Source organism: Candidatus Solirubrobacter pratensis (assembly GCF_000425945.1).
In the GTDB taxonomy this organism is placed as follows: domain Bacteria; phylum Actinomycetota; class Thermoleophilia; order Solirubrobacterales; family Solirubrobacteraceae; genus Solirubrobacter; species Solirubrobacter pratensis.
On the sequence record NZ_KE384480.1, the window covers coordinates 788131 to 805153 of the forward strand.

Here is a 17023-nt window from a genome sequence, read left to right on the forward strand (position 1 = left end):
GCGGGCGGAGGTCGCCTGTACCGTACGCACGTGGGGCGTCTCGTGATGACGCCGTCGGTGGTGCCCCTGCTGTTGACGGCGCTCGCGCCAGGACAGGACGCATGACCCCTCTGCTCTACGGACTCGGAGGTCTCTGCGCCCGGCGCCGCTGGATCGTGCTGGCGCTCTGGCTCGCGGTGTTCGCGGCGCTCGGCGTCGCGGCGCGCAGCTTCGGTCCTGACCTCAACGACAACCTCACGCTTCCCGGCAGCGACAGCCAGAAGGCGACCGACCTGCTGACGGAGCGCTTCCCGTCACAGGCCAATGGCACCAACCCGGTGGTGCTGCAGGCGCCGAAGGGCACGACGCTCAAGGACTCCAGGTACGCGCAGCCGATCGGCGACACGACCGCCGCGTTCAAGGCCGACCCTGACGTCCGCGACGCGACGAGCCCGCTCTCGAGCGAGGGGCAGCTGAGCAAGGATCAGCGCACCGGCTACATCGCGCTCAGCATGCGCGCGAGCCCGAGCGAGCTGACCACCGACGACGCGGAGCGGATCGTGGACGAGGCGGACCCTGCGCGCCGCGCGGGCCTGGCCGTGAGCTTCGGGGGCTACGTCGGGCAGAAGGTGTCCAAGCCCAAGACGCACTCCAGCGAGGTGGTGGGCCTCTCCATGGCCATCATCGTGCTGCTGCTCACGTTCGGGACGGTCGTCGCCATGGGGCTGCCGATCTTCACCGCCGTGATCGGGCTTGTCAGCGGCCTCTCGATCATCACGCTGATCAGCCAGGTCGCGGAGGTCCCCACGGTCGCGCCGACGCTCGCCACGATGATCGGCCTCGGCGTCGGGATCGACTACGCGCTGTTCATCGTCACCCGCCACCAGAGCCAGCGGCGCGCCGGGATGCAGACGCTGGAGTCGATCGCCCGCTCGACCGCGACGTCCGGCGGCGCCGTCGTGTTCGCGGGGATCACGGTGATGGTCGCGCTGCTCTCGCTCGCCGCCGTGGACATCCCGCTCGTCACGACGCTCGGCTACACCGCCGCGCTCGTGGTCGCCGTCGCCGTCGCCGCTGCGATCACGCTGCTGCCGGCGACCCTTGCGATCCTCGGCGACCGGATCGACCGGCTGGCGCTCCCGCACCGCCGCGCCGCCCGCGACGACCACCCGCACGGCTGGGCGCGCTGGGCCCGCTTCGTCGCCCGCCGGCCGCTGCCCTCGATGCTCGTCGCGGTCGTCGTGCTCGTCGCGCTCGCGCTGCCGGCACTGGACCTCTATCTCGGCCAGCAGGACAACGGCGCGCTGCCCACGAGCACCCAGGCGCGGCGCGCCTACGACGGGATGTCGGCCGCGTTCGGGCCGGGCGCGAACGGGCCGCTGCTGATCAGCGTCGACATGGCCGGCGAGCCGGCGAAGGGCGACCCGACCGCGGCCGATCCCCGGCTCCAGGACCTGCGCACCGCCCTGCAGAAGACGAGCGGCGTCGCGGCGGTTACGCAGCCGCTGGTCAACGACGCCGGCACGGCGGCGGCCATGACCGTCACGCCCACGACCGCCCCGTCGGACCGCGCGACGGAGGAGCTCGTGCGCCGCCTGCGCGACGACACCATCCCGCAGGCCACTGCGGGCAAGGGCATGACGGCCGACGTGGGCGGGACGACCGCGGGCTACGTCGACCTCGCGGACGAGATCTCGAGCCGGCTGATCCTCACGATCGCCGTCGTCGTCGCGCTCAGCTTCCTGCTGTTGCTGCTCGCGTTCCGCTCGGTCGTGATCCCGCTGACCGCGGGGCTGATGAACCTGATCTCGATCGGCGCGGCCTTCGGCGTGGTGAGCGCCGTGTTCGAGAAGGGCTGGGGCGTGAGCCTGGTCGGCCTCGACGCGGAGGTCGCGATCGTGAGCTTCGTCCCGCTGATGATGTTCGCGATCCTGTTCGGGCTGTCGATGGACTACGAGGTCTTCCTGATGACGCACATCAAGGAGGCCTGGGACCGGACCGGCGACAACAGGCAGGCGGTGATCGACGGGGTCGCGAACACCGGCCGCGTGATCACGTCGGCGGCGCTGATCATGGTCAGCGTCTTCTTCGCCTTCGTGCTCAACGGCGATCCGACCGTCAAGCAGTTCGGCGTCGGCATGGGCGTCGCCGTGGCGGTCGACGCGACGCTCGTGCGCTGCCTGCTGGTCCCGGCCGTCATGACGCTCCTCGGCCGGTCGAACTGGTGGTTCCCGGCCTGGCTGGATCGCGTCGTGCCCAACTTCTCGATCGAGGGGGAGGAATGGTTCCGCTCACGCGACGCGGAGGCCGCTCGCCGGGCGGCACCGGTGTAGCCGCGTCGCCGCGCAAGCCGGCGACGCTCAACGCGCCGTCAGAGCGCGCGGGCGCCGGGCCCGCTCTATCCTGCCGGACCCGATGGCCCGCGACTGGTACGACCTCTTCCTGCTCGACGGCGACCACGCGCCGGTGACACAGACCGAGCCCGAGCGCGAGGAGGGCCGGCGTGGCTTCTTCCGCCGTCTGCGCGCCAACATGCGCAAGACGCGCGAGGCGCTCGCCGCCGAGGTCCAGGCGACGCTGTTCGAGGGCGACCTCGACGAGCAGACTTGGGAGCGGCTCGAGGAGGCGCTGATCTACGCCGACGTCGGCGCGCGCACCACCGCCGAGGTCGTCGAGAAGCTCGAGCGCGAGGCCGAGGAGGGCGCGCTCGCCGGCGGCGAGGCGCTCACGAACCGGCTCGCCGAGTTGCTCGCTCAGCTCGCCCGCACCGGCGACGACAAGATCGACCTGCGCGCCGACCCGACCGTGATCCTCGTCGTCGGCGTCAACGGCACCGGCAAGACGACCACGATCGGCAAGCTCGCCTGGCACCTGCGCAACACGCTCGACCAGACGGTCGTGGTCGGCGCCGCCGACACGTTCCGCGCCGCCGCCGTCGAGCAGCTCGAGCGCTGGGGCGAGCGCGCCGGCGTCGACGTCGTCAAGGGCCCCGAGGGCTCCGATCCCGGCGCGGTCGCGTTCGACGCGATCGCCCGCGGGCGCGAGCGCGGCGCCGACGTGATCATCATCGACACCGCCGGCCGCCTCCACACGCAGACGAACCTGATGGAGGAGCTCACCAAGGTCCGCCGGGTGATCTCCAAGCAGATGCCCGACGCGCCGCACGAGACCCTGATGACCGTCGACGCGACGACGGGCCAGAACGGCGTCCGCCAGGCGAAGCTCTTCGGCGAGGCCGTCGACGTGACCGGGATCATCCTCACCAAGCTCGACGGCACCGCCAAGGGCGGCATCGCGCTCGCGATCGCCAACGAGCTGAGCATCCCGGTCAAGCTGATCGGCATCGGCGAGCAGCTCGAGGACCTGCGCCCGTTCGACCCGGACGACTTCGCGCGCGCCTTGCTCACCGCTTAAGCCCTGCGCTATACGATCGCGCCAGACATGGATCCCTGGGTGATCTGGCTGATCGCGGCGGTGATCTTCGCCATCGGTGAGATCGCCACCACGAGCTTCTTCCTCGCCCCGTTCGCGGGCGGGGCGGCGATCGCGGCGCTGCTCGCCGCGGCCGGCGCCGGAGCCACGATCGAGTGGGCCGTGTTCCTCGTCGTCTCCATCGTCCTGCTGGCCGCCCTGCGGCCGATCGCCCGCGAGCATCTGCGCACGAGGGCCAAGATCAAGACGGGCACCGCGGCGCTGGTGGGTCAGACGGCGACGGTGGTGGAGCGCATCGCGAACGCCGAGGGAGTCGGCTGCGTGCGCCTCGACGGCGAGATCTGGACCGCGCGGGCGTTCGACGAGGACGAGACGTTCGAGCCGGGCGCGCGCGTGCAGGTGCTCGAGATCAGGGGCGCGACCGCGCTCGTGAGCGACTAGGGAGACCGCATGACCGCTGGCTTGATCGCCTTGATCGTCCTTGCCCTGTTCGTGTTCGTCGTCGCGGCGGCCGGCGTCCGCATCGTGCCGCAGGCGCGTGCGGGCGTGGTAGAGCGGCTCGGGCGCTACTCGCGCACGCTGGACCCGGGGCTGACGCTGATCGTCCCGTTCATCGACCGCGTGAAGCCGCTGATCGACCTGCGCGAGCAGGTGGTGACGTTCCCGCCGCAGCCGGTGATCACCGAGGACAACCTCGTCGTCGGGATCGACACCGTCATCTACTTCACCGTCACCGACGCCAAGGCCGCGACCTACGAGGTCGCCAACCCGCTGCAGGCGATCGAGCAGCTGACCGTCACGACGCTGCGCAACGTGATCGGCGGGATGACGCTCGAGGACACGCTGACCTCGCGCGACAACATCAATCACCAGCTGCGCTCCGTGCTCGACGAGGCGACGGGCCGCTGGGGCATCCGCGTCAACCGCGTCGAGCTGAAGTCTGTCGAGCCGCCGCGCACCGTGCAGGAGGCGATGGAGAAGCAGATGCGCGCCGAGCGCGACCGGCGCGCCGCGATCCTCACCGCCGAGGGCGTCAAGCAGTCGCAGATCCTCACCGCCGAGGGCGAGAAGCAGTCCGCCGTGCTGCGGGCCGAGGGCGCGCGCACGGCCGCGATCCTCAAGGCCGAGGGCGAGGCGAAGGCGATCGAGACCGTGTTCGGCGCGATCCACGACGGCGCGCCGGACCCCGCGCTGCTCTCCTACCAGTACCTGCAGATGCTGCCCCAGCTCGCGCAGGGCAACGCGAACAAGGTGTGGGTGATCCCGTCGGAGTTCTCGCAGGCCCTCGGCGGGATCGCGCAGCGCTTCGGCGCGCCCGGCGCGCCGGACGCCCCGCCTCCGCCGCCCGCGCCGCGACCGCGCCCGCGCCCGTCGCATGCGACCACCGGGATCGACGAGAAGGCGGCGGCCGACGCCGAGGAGGCCGCGCGCGCCGCCCGGGAGGCGACGCGGGCCGCCGAGAGCGCGTCCAACCCCGCGGTGCCGCCGGCGCCTAGCTGATCGCCCGGATCCGGTTCGCGGCGTCCAGCGCGGCGACCTTGTAGGACTCGGCGAACGTCGGGTAGTTGAAGACGGCGGTGACGAGGAAGTCGAGGCCTCCGGCGCCGGAGGCCATCACCGCCTGGCCGACGTGGACGAGGTCCGTGGCGCCGGTCCCGAGCACGTGCACGCCGAGCACGCTGCGGTCCTCGAGCGAGACGAGCAGCTTCAGCATGCCGTCGCGGTCGCCGGTGATCACGCCGCGGGCCAGCTCGCTCCAGCGCGCGATCCCGCACACGTACGGCACCGCCGCGTCGGTCAGGTCCTCCTCGGTGCGCCCGACCATCGCGAGCTCGGGGATCGCGTAGACGCCGACAGGGATCAGCTCCGGGAGCTCCTCGACGGGCTGCTCGAACGCCCGCAGCGCCGCGATCCGCCCCTGCTCCATCGCCGTCGAGGCCAGGCCCGGCGGCCCGGCGACGTCGCCGACGGCGAAGATGTGGGGCACGGTCGTGCGGTATTGGTCGTCGACCTTCAGCCGCCCCCGCTTGTCGCACTCGAGCCCGGTGCTGGCCAGGCCGAGCTGCTCCGTGTCGCCCTGGCGGCCGGTCGCGTAGAGCACCGTCTCGGACAGGATCTCCTTGCCGGAGTTCAGCCGCAACTTGGCGCCGCGCCCGTCGACCGCCTCGACGGCTTCGACCTTCTCGCGCAGCCGGAACGTGACGTTGTTGCGGCGCAGCAGGTATTGGAAGGCCTCGCCGATCTCGCCGTCGAGCCACGGCAGGACGCGGTCGCGCTGGTCGACGACGGTCACCTTGGTTCCGAGCAGGCCGAACATCGATGCGTACTCGACGCCGATCACCCCGGCGCCGACGACGGTCATGGTCCGCGGCACGCGGCTCTCGAGCTTGAGCAGGCCGTCGGAGTCGATGATCGTGCGGTCGTCGAACGCCACCGACGAGGGCCGCGCCGGCCGCGTGCCGACGGCGATCACGATGCGCCCGGCGCGGACCTGCTCGTCGCCGACCCGGACCGTGTGATCGTCCTCGAAGACCGCGTCCCCGGGGAGCAGGCCGACGCGGTTGCGCCGGAACTGCTCGCGCGTGATCGCGGTCTCGGCCGCCACGACGGCGGCCGCCCGGTCCATCAGCTGCTGGATCGCGATCCGCTCGGTCTCCTCGATGCGCGTTGGGTCGAGGACGTCGAGCGGGCGCGTGGCGGCCTGCTCGAGCACGGCTTGGCGGAGCGTCTTGGACGGGATCGTCCCGGTATGGATCGAGACGCCGCCGAGGCGGTCGCGGCGCTCGGCCACGGCGACATGGCGGCCCAGCTTGGCGGCTTGGATCGCGGCGCGCTGGCCACCGGGCCCGGATCCGATCACGAGGAGGTCGAGTTCCACAGGGGTAGAGTCTTCCGGAGTGTTCGATTCGCTGTCTGAGAAGCTGCAGGGGACCCTCGCGGGCGTGCGCCAGCGCGGCGCGCTGACGGAGGATGACGTCAACAAGGCCATGCGCGAGATCCGGCTCGCGCTGCTCGAGGCCGACGTCAACTTCAAGGTCGTCAAGCAGTTCACGTCGACCGTCAAGGAGCGCGCGCTCGGGATCGAGGTCCTCAAGCAGCTCAATCCCGGCCAGCAGGTCGTCAAGATCGTCAACGAGGAGCTGACCTCCCTGATGGGCGGCCAGTCGGCGGGAATCACGTTCTCGCCCCGCCCGCCGACGGTGATCCTGATGGCCGGGCTGCAGGGCTCGGGCAAGACGACGGCGACGGCCAAGCTGGCGAAGCTCCTGAAGGAGCAGAACGGCTCGTCGGTCGCGGTCGCCGCGTGCGACGTGTACCGGCCGGCGGCGGTCGAGCAGCTGATCAAGGTCGGCGGCCAGGCCGGCGCGACCGTCTACGAGCAGGGCACCGACCGCGATCCCGTCGACATCGCGGGCTGGGCGCTCGACCAGGCCAAGCGCGACGGCAAGGACGTGCTGATCGTCGACACGAGCGGCCGCCTGCACGTCGACGAGGCGCTGATGCAGGAGCTCGCGAACATCAAGAAGCGCGTCAAGCCGCACGTCGTGCTGCTCGTCGTCGACGCGATGACCGGCCAGGACGCGGTCAACGTCGCCGAGCAGTTCGCCGAGGTCGCGCAGTTCGACGGCGTGGTGCTCTCCAAGCTCGACGGCGACGCCCGCGGCGGCGCCGCGCTGTCGGTCAAGGCGGTCACCGGCAAGCCGATCCTGTTCGCCTCCACGGGCGAGAAGCTGGGCGACTTCGAGCGTTTCCACCCGGACCGGATGTCGCAGCGCATCCTCGGGATGGGCGACGTCCTGAGCTTCATCGAGCGCGCCGAGCAGCAGGTCGACGCCGACGAGGCCAAGGAGCTCGAGCGCAAGCTGCGCAAGAACCAGTTCACGCTCGAGGACTTTCTGGACCAGCTCAAGCGGATCCGCAAGATGGGGCCGCTCACGTCGCTGCTGGGGATGATCCCCGGCCTTGCGGGCCACCAGCTCTCGAAGATGAACGTCGACGAGCGCGAGATGGACCGCGTCGAGGCGATCATCCTCTCGATGACGCCCTACGAGCGGCGCCACCCGGAGCTGATCAAGGGCTCGCGGCGGCTGCGCATCGCCAAGGGCTCGGGCGTGACGGTCCAGCAGGTCAACCAGCTCGTCAAGCAGTTCGAGCAGATGCGCAAGATGATGCGCGGGATCCAGCAGGGGAAGATGCCGGACCTGGGGCAGATGATGCGCCAGCGCTGAGCGCGCGATCCGCTATCCTGCCGCGCCGATATGGCAGTCAGCATGAGACTCACCCGCGTCGGCGGGAAGAAGGACCCGCAGTGGCGGGTGGTCGTCGCCGACCGCCGCTCTCCCCGCGACGGACGCTTCATCGAGGTGCTCGGGCGCTACAACCCGCAGACCGAGCCGTCGACGATCGTCCTCAAGGAGGACCGCATCCGCCACTGGCTCGAGCGTGGCGCTCAGCCGTCGGAGCCGGTCCAGAAGCTCCTCAAGACGCAGGGCATCTAGTTTCGCCGCATGCGCGAGCTGCTCGACTACCTCGCGCGGCTGCTCGTCGACCATCCGGACAAGGTCCAGGTCGAGGAGTTCGAAGAGGACGACGGCACGCTCGTGCTCGAGCTGAGCGTGGACGAGGATGACTACGGCCAGGTCATCGGACGCGGGGGACGCACCGCGCAGGCCCTCCGGACGGTCGTCAAGGCCGCCGCGGTCAAGGACAACCGGCGCGTCCTCGTCGACATCGTCGAGTGACTTCGTGTTCGCCGGCCGCGTCGGCCGGCCGCACGGGCTCGACGGGTCGTTCCATGTGGTCGCGGCCGACGCCGAGCTGCTGCGCGGGCGCGCCACGATCTTCATCTCCGGCTCCGCGCGCGCGATCGTCCGCCGCGCGGGCACCGAGGACAACCCGATCTTCCGGCTCGAGGGCTCGTCGTCGCGTGAAGACGCCGAAGCGCTGCGCGGCGCCGAGCTGAGCGTCCCGATGTCCGACGTCGAGCTCGAGGAGGACGAGTACTGGGCCGCCGACCTCGCGGGCTGCGCGGTCGTCGACGGCGACACCGCGATCGGCTTCGTGCGGCGAATGAGCGCGCTGCCGAGCTGCGAGGTGCTCGAGGTCGACCGCCCGGACGGCTCGGAGCTGCTCGTCCCGATGGTGCGCGACGCGATCCGCTCGATCGACGTCGCGGCGCGCCGGATCGACGTCGACATGGAGTTCCTTGAAGGCTGACGTCTTCACGCTGTTCCCGCAGTGGTTCGACTGGTTCCGGACCCAGCGCCACGTCGAGAACGCCCTCGCGCTGGGCCATCAGGTCGAGGCGGTGGACCTGCGGGCCACGACGCCGTTGAAGTGGGGGCAGGTCGACGACACGCCGTTCGGCGGGGGCGCCGGGATGGTGCTGCGCGTCGACGTCGTGGAGGCCGCGCTGCGGGCGCGCTACGGGGTCGATCCGGTGCAGTTGAAGGACACGCGCCGCGTGATCGCGCTCACGCCCGGGGGGCGACAGCTGGACGACGCCTACGTGGGCGAGCTGGCGGCGTCGGACGAGATCACCCTGCTGTGCGGCCGCTACGAGGGCTTCGACGAGCGCATCCTCGAGCACTTCTGCAGCGAGCAGCTCTCGATCGGGCGCTACGTCCTCGCCGGCGGCGAGCTGGCGGCGATGGTCGTGCTCGACGCGGTGCTGCGCAAGCTGCCCGGCACGCTCGGCAAGGAGGAGTCCGCCGTCGAGGAGTCCTTCTCGGAGGCATTGGAGGGCGCGCCGGAGTATCCGCACTACACGCGGCCCGCCGAATGGCGCGGCTGGACGGTCCCGGCCATCCTCCTTTCGGGCCATCATGCGCGCGTTGCCGAGTGGCGGCGTGAGCAATCGCGGATGCGGGCTAACCTGGATCCGGCACACCGTCCGCTACCATGATCGGCCGCTCGCGGGGACCTTCTCTGCGGGCCTTCCTACGCCATGAGCACCGTCATCGACTCCCTCGAGCGCACGCAGCTGCGCCGCGTCCCCCGCTTCCAAGCCGGGGACCGTGTCAAGGTCCACTTCCAGGTCATCGAGGGCACGCGGCGGCGCACGCAGGTCTTCGAGGGCGTGGTCATCAAGCGCCAGGGCGAAGGGGTGCGCGAGACCTTCACGGTCCGCAAGCAGTCCTTCGGCGTCGGCGTTGAGCGCACGTTCCCCCTGCATTCGCCGAAGATCGAGAAGATCGAGGTCGCCGCTCGCGGCGACGTCCGGCGCGCCAAGCTCTACTACCTGCGCGGCCGCGTCGGCAAGCGCGCGCGTGTGCGCGAGCGCCGCTACACGGGTCCGGAGGAGGTCGTCGAGCGCGGCCTGCTGTACGACCCGGCGGCCGAGGCCGCGGCTGCGGCGGACGCCGAGGTTCCCGGCGACGCCGTCGACGAGCAGGCGATCGCCGACGCCGAGGCCGCCGAGACGCAGGCGTCCGCGGACGCCGAGGTGGCGGCCGCGGGTGACGAGAAGACCGGCTAGCGCCGTGGCGACCAAGAAGGGGTCGTCGTCAGCCTCGGGCTCGCTGCTCGAGCTGGTGCTGATCGTCGCCGTCGCCCTCGGACTCGCGCTCGGGATCCAGGCCTTCCTGGTCAAGCCGTACCGGATCCCGAGCGAGTCGATGGTCCCGACGCTGCAGGTCGGCCAGCGCGTGCTGGTCAACCGCATCGGCGCCCGCTTCACCTCGCCGCACGTCGGCGACATCGTCGTCTTTCACCCGCCGCAGGGCGCCGAGCAGGACAACACCTGCGGCTCCGGCCAGCCGCCGGCCAACCAGGTCTGCGACAAGCCGACGGCGCAGCGGGCGGACGTGAACTTCATCAAGCGCGTCGTGGCCGAGCCGGGGGACACCCTCTACATCCGCGACGGCCACGCCTACCGCAACGGCAAGCGCGAGGCGGACTCGTACATCATCCCGTGCGGCGGCGGCGACGGGTGCGATTTCACCAAGCCGGTCAAGATTCCGCCCGGCCACTACTTCATGATGGGCGACAACCGTGGCTCATCCGACGACAGCAGGTTCTGGGGTCCCGTCCCCAAGAAGTGGATCATCGGCGAGGCCTTTGCCACCTACTGGCCGCCGAAGCGAATCGGGCTCCTCTAGGCGCCGCAACAAGCCGTCCCGCTCCTCCGGGAGCCGGCTGTTCCGGTTCGATCGCGGGCTCGGCGTGCGCTTCGTGGCGGGCGCCGACGAGGCGGGCCGCGGCTGCCTCGCCGGCCCGCTGGTGGCGGCCGCGGTCCTGTTCGACTACGAGCGGCTGTCGCTGAGCGACGCCCGCTCGCTCTCGGCGCTGAATGACTCCAAGCAGCACACGGCGGAGATGCGCGAGCTGCTGTACCCGCGCGTGCTGCGGGCCGCCGCGAAGGTCTCGGTCACCTCGCGCTGCGTGCGCGGCATCGACGAGCGCGGACTGCACAAGACCAACCTCGCGGCCCTGAGCGACACGCTGCGCCGCGTCGCGGTGCCCGGCTGCCTGTGTCTGTCGGACGGCTTCCCGGTGCCGCCGACGGGCTTCGATCAGCGTCCGGTCGTCGGCGGCGACGCGACGAGCGCGGCGATCGCCGCGGCCTCCGTGATCGCCAAGGTCACGCGCGACCGCTTCATGCAGCGGATGGAGGAGCGCTATCCCGGCTGGGAGTTCGCGACCCACGTGGGGTACTCGACGCCCGAGCACCGCGCCGCGATCGAGCGGCTCGGCGTCTCACCGCTGCACCGGCTCTCGTTCCAGTCGATGGCCTACCAGCAGCTCGCGCTCTAAGCCTCGATCTCGGTGATGCCCGCGGCGCCTCACCGCCGCGCCCGGCGGCTCCAGCAGGCTGCGCCCGAGCGGCGTGAGCTCGTACTGCATCCTCGTCGCGCTCGAGCGCGCCGAGGGCCTCGGTCAGCACCGCGGGCGTGAGCGTCCTGAGCGGCACGCGCAGCGAATCCGCCGGCGCGCGGGCGCGAAGCTGCGGGCGCGCGGGCGCGAAGCTGCGGGCGCCGGTCTGACGGTCACGTTCGATCACCGGCGCGGTCTTCTCGCGCGTGATCGATTATCGCCGCCCCGCACAGCCCCCTCGCCACGCCCGCCCGGATCGATCGCGCGGCCTCGCGAACCGGGCAGGCAAGCTGACCCATTCCCTTACCAGCGCAGTTCGCCGGCCTCGAGAAGCCGCCACGCAGAGACCGCGCGAGCGGTGACGGCGCGAGCCGAGATCGCGGCGCGCGTAGAGAAGCCGCGGACTCGCGGCCGGCCCGAGGGATCGGCGAACGGCGCGGGTAAGGGATGCGGGTCTCTATGGCGCGGCGGTCTGACGGTCACGTTCGATCACCGGCGCGGTCTCTTCGCGCGTGATCGATCATCGCCGCGCACACAGCACCGGGGGTGCCCTACGAACCTTCGAACTATTCGAAGTTTCGTCGTGCACCCCCTCGCCACGCCCGCCCACATCGATCACACCTCCTCGCGAACCGCGCAGGCAACCTGACCACTCCCTTACCAGCGCAGTTCGCCGGCGCTTCGCGGGCCTGGCGAGTCCGCGGGATTCTCGGCTCGCGCCGTCACCGCTTGCGGGGTCTCCGCGTCGCGCCTTCTCAGGCCCGGCGAGTCCGCGGGATTCTGGGCTCGCGCCGTCACCGCTCGCGCGGTCTCTGCGTGGCGGCTTCTCGCGCGACGCGGAGAGCGCGCCCGATCACCGCGACGAGCCGACGAACCGCCTCACCGACTCCGCCGGCACCTCGGTCTGCTCGAGCGCGGGGAAGCGCCCGCCGCGCCGAGGCGCCTCCCAGCTCGCCGACCGCCGCGGGCCGCCCTGGAGGCAGCTGATGACCACCGCGGCCAGGATCGCCGCCGCCCGGTCCGCCGCCCCACTGGTGCGCGTCGTCGCCGCGGACGCCGCCGATCCCGCCGTCGCCGTCGCCGTCGCCGTCGCCACCGCCGTCGCCGTCGCCACCGCCGTCGCCGTCGCCGCCGCCACGACGCGGCCATCGCGTCGCTCGACCTCCAGGCCGTCCCGCACGACGTCTCCTACGCGGCCGCCGCCCCACGGGTTCCTCTCCGGCCTCGCCCGGGCGAGCGTCGCGCGGCTCCTCTTCGTAGGCATGGCGGCCAACCTCGAGCCGTCCGCCGACGCCCGCATCATCGAGCCGCCCGCCTTCCGAGCACCTGCCGTTCGCGCTCCGGCACACGGTCCCCCTCCGCCCGCTCCGGCCGGCCGAGACGCCGGTCGACTGGCTCACGCTCACGCCGCCGATCGCCTTCGAGGCCGCGGCGCGCCCACCGGCCCATACCCGACCGGCGGCGACAGCGTGCTCGGCGAGCGCCTCTCCTACGCCGACTTCGCGGTTTGCGCTGCTCGACGAGATCGACGCGCCCGCGCATCAACGGATGCGCATCGCGGTCGCGCCTGAATCGGCGCGAAGAAGTCACAAACGCGTGCTGACACGGCACAGGGGGCGGCCATAGCGTCGGGTCCATGAAAGACGTCCGGCACGCTCGGGGCCAGAGGGGGGAGGAGCTCGCCGCCGCGCACTTCGAGCGCCTCGGCTATCGCGTGCTCGCGCGCAACCACCGAACCCGTTACGGCGAGCTCGATCTCGTGGTGCACGATGGCGAGCACCTCGTGTTCGTCGAGGTCAAGACGCGCCGCGCCGGCTCCGGCGACCCGTGGGACAACCTGCACGAGCTCAAGCGCTCCCAGGTCCGCCGGATGGCGATCGCCTGGCTGAGCGACGTCGAAGACCGCCCGTACGGCGATCTCCGCTTCGACGCCGTAGGGATCCTGGTGGACGGCGCCGGGGAGCTTGTCCGCCTCGAGCACCTCGAGGCGGCGTTCTGATGCTCGCGCGGGTGATCACCTTCGCCGTCGACGGAGTTGACGCCCGCCGCGTGTGGGTCGAGGCGGACATCCGGCTCGGCCTGCCCGCGTTCACCGTGGTCGGGCTCGCCGACAAGGCCGTGCGGGAGGCGCGGGAGCGGGTCCGCGCGGCGCTGGTGAACTCGGGCTACGAGTTCCCGCTCAAGCGGATCACGGTCAACATGGCGCCGGCGTACCTGCGCAAGGTCGGCCCGGCGTTCGACCTGCCGCTCGCCGTCGCGCTGCTGGTCGCGTCGGCGCAGCTCGACGGCGAGTCGATCGAGTCGACCGCGGTCGTCGGCGAGCTGTCGCTCACCGGGGAGGTGCGGCCGATCCGGGGCGCGCTCGCGATCGCGGAGGCCGTGCGCCGCCACGGCCTCGCGCGGCTCGTGCTGCCGCGCGCCCGGGCGCGCGAGGCGGCCCTGGTCCCCGACGTGCAGATCCTCGGCGTCGAGTCGCTCGAGCAGGTCGTGGCGACGCTCGAGGGTCACGCGGAGCCGGCGCCGCTGCCCGAGCCCGAGCAGGACGCGAGCGATCCCGTGCCCGACCTCTCGGACGTCCGCGGGCACAACGGCCTGATCCCTGGGCTCGAGGTCGCGGCGGCGGGAGGCCACAACCTGTTCCTCCAGGGACCGCCGGGCACCGGCAAGACGATGATCGCCCGGCGCCTGCCGTCGATCCTCCCGCCGCTCGACCCGGACGAGGCGATCGAGGTGACGCGCATCCAGTCGATCGCCGGGCTGCGCGGCGCCGCGGGCCTCGTGACGGCGCGCCCGTTCCGCGCGCCCCACCACACGGTCTCGGCCGCCGGCCTCGTCGGCGGCGCCAACCCGCCGCAGCCGGGGGAGGCCACGCTCGCCCACCGCGGCGTCCTCTTCCTCTAGCAACTGACAACGGGGAGTACCCGGACGGTCGCGTTGAATGCGGACGCTGCGGGCTCGCTACGGCGTCGTCCCAGCCCGTACCCTTCGGTACACGATCTACGGGCCTAGGAGGGCCGGAATGAGCATCTGGAGCGACGTGCGGACGACGTTCGAGAACGAGGTACGGGGCAGTCTGAGCCCGTTCGCCTCGCGGTACGCATCGGACTTCAAGGAGACTGCGTATCCGATGAAGGCGAAGCCCACAGACGAGCAGGCCACCCGGGTTCGCCTCAACAACAACGACCCCAGCCGCCCGGACCGGATGCTCTGGAAGGACGCCAAGGGCGAATGGCACGAGTCACTCGCTCGCAAGCCCGGACAGAAGTAGGCACACGGATCGACAGGCTGGCGAACGGCCGATTAGGGAAGTCACGGGCCCTGCGTGGGCCGAGAGCAGCACCTGGCTCGGGATCACTGCCGCACTGCCTGCAACACGCGGAAGCAACAGTGCTCACCGTGGAGCTTCCTGTACGTCTATCCCTCGAACCGTCCCGTACCGGACGCGGCCCGTGGACTGGGACCACATCCTCAGCCGGCTCGATGACGACGGCCTCTCGCTCAGCGTCATCACCGCGTACATCTGAGCCAAGCGGAAGAAGGCCCAGGGTCGCGACGACAGCGCGATCGTCGCCGTCGAACTACGCCAGAAAGTCAAGGGCAACCACCTGCGCCTCACCTGGTCCATCGGCCGCGAGCTGCCAACCAGCAGCGCCCCACCTTCAGCGAGCAACTCATCCAGGACACGCCGCTGCTCGACTGGGACGACGAGGCCAAGGTCCGCTATCTGCTGCGCCTGTGGGAAGGCATCAGCGGCGTCGGCCAGGCCTCCCCGGTCGCCGGTACCTCCGCGGCTGCCAGCACTGCCGCGACTGCCGGTGGCTCCGCGGCCGCCAGCACTTCCGCGGATGCCGGGGGCTCCGCGGCCGCTGCGCAGGCCGGCCCGTAGCCATACCCGACGGCGCACCTCTCAGCTCACCTGGAGCCCGAGACGACGTGCGCAGCGCGGGTGGCGCGTGTGGCTAGTCGGTGTCGGCGTCCGCGGCGCCGGCTGGCGCGGTGTTGACCATGACCTGGCGGATCTGGGCGTCGCGGATGCCGGCGCGCACGTCGGGGTCGAGCTCGACGACGAGGACCTCGATCTTGAACGTGGTGAGCGCCTCGGCGAGCCAGCTCTTGGCGGTCAACGGCTTGGCGGCGGCCTCATCGGCGAGGGCGAGGATCAGCCGGGCGTCGGGGCGGTGGTGCCCGAGCGTGATCAACTTGAGCGCGTCACGGGCGATCTTGCCGCGCTGGCCGCCCTTGAGCGCGCCTTGGCGGGCGAACACCTCCACGAGCACCGATTCATTGGGAGCGACGCCGTCGACGTCGGCGCTGGCGCCGCCGGGCAGCGTGAGCCGGCGCGGCTCCAGCGTGACGCCGAGCTGTGCCGCGACCGCCGTGAGGATCAGCGGCTCGGCGTCGGACTGGGCGGTCGAATCGCTCGCGTGTGCCATCGCGCCACCGTACCGCCCGGCCCGGGGGTCGCGATTCACGTCGGCGCGGCAGCCCGCGGGTCTCGGTAGCGTCCGCCGGCGTGCCCGAGCTGCTCTTGCATGGCCGGCCGGTGCGGACGGTGTTCGACCTGCTGGGCGAGAAGGAGAACGACCTCACCTACGCGCTCGGCTGGGGCCTGGCCAACGCGCCGCGGCTGGTCTCGGCGATCCTCGACGAGGTCGCCGCAGAGCTCGGGCTCGACAAGGTCGGCGGGCACGTGGACATCCGCCTGCAGGAGCACGTCACGGGCAGCGGCTACACCGACGTCGAGATCCGCACCTCGGCGGTGCACGTGATCATCGAGGCCAAGCGCGGCTGGGAGATCCCGACCAAGACACAGCTCGAAAAGTACGCGCCCTCGCTGACCCCGGGCCTGGCCGGCGCGTTGCTGATCGTGGCCGAGGGCTCACCGGCGTTCGCCGCTGGCAAGCACCCGGCCGCGGTCGCCGGTGCAGATGGCGCGCTGGTGCCGGTGCTGTATCGCTCGTGGGAGCAGCTCACGCGCATCACCGTCGCGATCTCGGGCGGCGCGAGCAACCAGGCCCGGCTGCTGCGCGAGCTCGGCCGTTACCTCAGAGGACTCGTGAACATGCAAGACCAGCAGAACAACATGGTCTACGTCGTCGCGCTCGGCTCCGACGACCCGCCCGGCTGGTCGCCGATCTCGCCACGCGCGATCGTCCGCGAGCACAACCGCTACTTCCACCCAGTCGGCGGCACGGGCGGAGGCTGGCCGAGAGAGCCGCCCAACTACCTCGGCTTCCGCTTCGACGGGCGCCTGCAACAGATCCGGCACGTCGACGCCGTCGAGGTCACCCAGCGCCCACGTGACTTCATCCCCGGGTTCACCGCCGCCTACGACTTCGAGAACCCGCACTACCTCTACACGCTTGGCCCACCGATCATCCCGCCGCACACAGTAAAGAACGGGCCCAAGATCCGCCAATCCGCGCGCGTCTGGGCCGCGATCGACCTGCTGTTGACCTGCAAGACCATCACCGAGGCGCGCGACCGCACCAACGAACGCGTCGACGACGCCGGCGCCTGATCGCGCTCGTGCGTGCGCACCGCACGCGCGGCCCGAACCGACGCGGCCGGTCCGCACGGACCCGGGGCGTTGGCGCGTCAGTGGCGCAGGTTCGCGAACGGCAGGCGCCCGTCGTACAGCGCCTCGAATCCGGCGAGCAGCGCACGTTCGACCGTCACGGCCGGGGTGGGATCGGTCTCGGCCGGCTCCACGCCACCGAGCGGTCGCCAGGCGACGAGCAGCTCGTCGACGTCGGCGAGCTGCCAGATGTACCCGGCCGCCCTGGTGGGCCGCGGC

Annotated in this window: 18 protein-coding genes and 1 pseudogene; 16 read left to right on the plus strand and 3 right to left on the minus strand. The window is 71.6% G+C overall.

Annotation, left to right across the window (positions count from 1 at the left end; translation table 11 throughout):
- Positions 1-101: 101 nt before the first annotated feature.
- From H958_RS40970 to H958_RS0128295, 4 genes are all read left to right on the plus strand, one after another.
- The gene (locus H958_RS40970; RefSeq protein WP_051324913.1) at positions 102-2312 is read left to right on the plus strand and encodes an MMPL family transporter; all 2211 of its coding nucleotides are present in this window, start codon (positions 102-104) and stop codon (positions 2310-2312) included.
- 82 nt (positions 2313-2394) lie between these two features.
- Positions 2395-3393, plus strand: a complete 999-nt coding sequence (gene ftsY / locus H958_RS0128285; protein ID WP_028061121.1) for a signal recognition particle-docking protein FtsY — start codon at positions 2395-2397, stop codon at positions 3391-3393.
- 27 nt (positions 3394-3420) lie between these two features.
- The gene (locus tag H958_RS0128290) at positions 3421-3852 is read left to right on the plus strand and encodes an NfeD family protein (protein ID WP_028061122.1); all 432 of its coding nucleotides are present in this window, start codon (positions 3421-3423) and stop codon (positions 3850-3852) included.
- A gap of 9 nt (positions 3853-3861) precedes the next feature.
- Entirely contained in the window at positions 3862-4911 is a 1050-nt protein-coding gene (locus tag H958_RS0128295; RefSeq protein ID WP_028061123.1) for an SPFH domain-containing protein, read from the plus strand.
- On the opposite strand, the gene sthA is transcribed toward H958_RS0128295, so the two are convergent.
- A complete protein-coding gene (gene sthA, locus H958_RS0128300) occupies positions 4904-6289 on the minus strand; it encodes a Si-specific NAD(P)(+) transhydrogenase (RefSeq protein WP_028061124.1) in 1386 nt (461 codons plus the stop codon). The two genes, H958_RS0128295 and sthA, sit on opposite strands and share 8 nt — an antisense overlap.
- A 19-nt stretch (positions 6290-6308) precedes the next feature.
- Between sthA and ffh the strand changes: the two genes are divergently transcribed.
- From ffh to H958_RS0128340, 8 genes and pseudogenes are all read left to right on the plus strand, one after another.
- Entirely contained in the window at positions 6309-7640 is a 1332-nt protein-coding gene (ffh, locus tag H958_RS0128305; protein ID WP_028061125.1) for a signal recognition particle protein, read from the plus strand.
- 30 nt (positions 7641-7670) lie between these two features.
- Positions 7671-7910: a 30S ribosomal protein S16 gene (gene rpsP / locus H958_RS0128310; RefSeq protein ID WP_028061126.1), complete on the plus strand. Its 240-nt coding sequence runs from the start codon at positions 7671-7673 to the stop codon at positions 7908-7910.
- Between the two features lie 9 nt (positions 7911-7919).
- Positions 7920-8153 (plus strand): KH domain-containing protein, encoded by a 234-nt coding sequence (locus tag H958_RS0128315; protein ID WP_028061127.1) that lies wholly within the window; start codon positions 7920-7922, stop codon positions 8151-8153.
- A gap of 4 nt (positions 8154-8157) precedes the next feature.
- Positions 8158-8628, plus strand: a complete 471-nt coding sequence (rimM, locus tag H958_RS44215; protein ID WP_051324914.1) for a ribosome maturation factor RimM — start codon at positions 8158-8160, stop codon at positions 8626-8628.
- On the plus strand, positions 8618-9316 hold the full coding sequence (gene trmD, locus H958_RS40980; RefSeq protein WP_037411537.1) for a tRNA (guanosine(37)-N1)-methyltransferase TrmD: 699 nt from the start codon (positions 8618-8620) through the stop codon (positions 9314-9316). Before rimM ends, trmD begins: the two co-directional genes overlap by 11 nt.
- A 42-nt stretch (positions 9317-9358) precedes the next feature.
- Positions 9359-9709 (plus strand): annotated as a pseudogene (rplS, locus tag H958_RS48550) (50S ribosomal protein L19); the annotation flags it as partial.
- Positions 9710-9893: 184 nt separating this feature from the next.
- Positions 9894-10511, plus strand: coding sequence for a signal peptidase I (gene lepB, locus H958_RS0128335; protein WP_028061129.1), 618 nt, complete (start codon positions 9894-9896; stop codon positions 10509-10511).
- 64 nt (positions 10512-10575) lie between these two features.
- Entirely contained in the window at positions 10576-11166 is a 591-nt protein-coding gene (locus H958_RS0128340) for a ribonuclease HII (protein ID WP_231379393.1), read from the plus strand.
- Positions 11167-12079: 913 nt separating this feature from the next.
- On the opposite strand, the gene H958_RS0128345 is transcribed toward H958_RS0128340, so the two are convergent.
- Positions 12080-12490, minus strand: coding sequence for a hypothetical protein (locus tag H958_RS0128345; protein ID WP_156028342.1), 411 nt, complete (start codon positions 12488-12490; stop codon positions 12080-12082).
- Positions 12491-12862: 372 nt separating this feature from the next.
- On the opposite strand from H958_RS0128345, the gene H958_RS0128350 reads away from it, so the two are divergent.
- From H958_RS0128350 to H958_RS0128360, 3 genes are all read left to right on the plus strand, one after another.
- Positions 12863-13225, plus strand: coding sequence for a YraN family protein (locus tag H958_RS0128350; protein WP_028061132.1), 363 nt, complete (start codon positions 12863-12865; stop codon positions 13223-13225).
- Positions 13225-14127 (plus strand): YifB family Mg chelatase-like AAA ATPase, encoded by a 903-nt coding sequence (locus H958_RS40985; RefSeq protein WP_037411930.1) that lies wholly within the window; start codon positions 13225-13227, stop codon positions 14125-14127. Before H958_RS0128350 ends, H958_RS40985 begins: the two co-directional genes overlap by 1 nt.
- 118 nt (positions 14128-14245) lie before the next feature.
- The gene (locus H958_RS0128360; protein WP_028061133.1) at positions 14246-14494 is read left to right on the plus strand and encodes a hypothetical protein; all 249 of its coding nucleotides are present in this window, start codon (positions 14246-14248) and stop codon (positions 14492-14494) included.
- A gap of 691 nt (positions 14495-15185) precedes the next feature.
- Here H958_RS0128360 and H958_RS0128370 read toward each other — a convergent pair.
- Entirely contained in the window at positions 15186-15659 is a 474-nt protein-coding gene (locus tag H958_RS0128370; RefSeq protein WP_028061135.1) for a hypothetical protein, read from the minus strand.
- Positions 15660-15739: 80 nt separating this feature from the next.
- Between H958_RS0128370 and H958_RS0128375 the strand changes: the two genes are divergently transcribed.
- A complete protein-coding gene (locus tag H958_RS0128375) occupies positions 15740-16747 on the plus strand; it encodes a hypothetical protein (protein ID WP_028061136.1) in 1008 nt (335 codons plus the stop codon).
- The last annotated feature ends 276 nt before the right edge of the window (positions 16748-17023 follow it).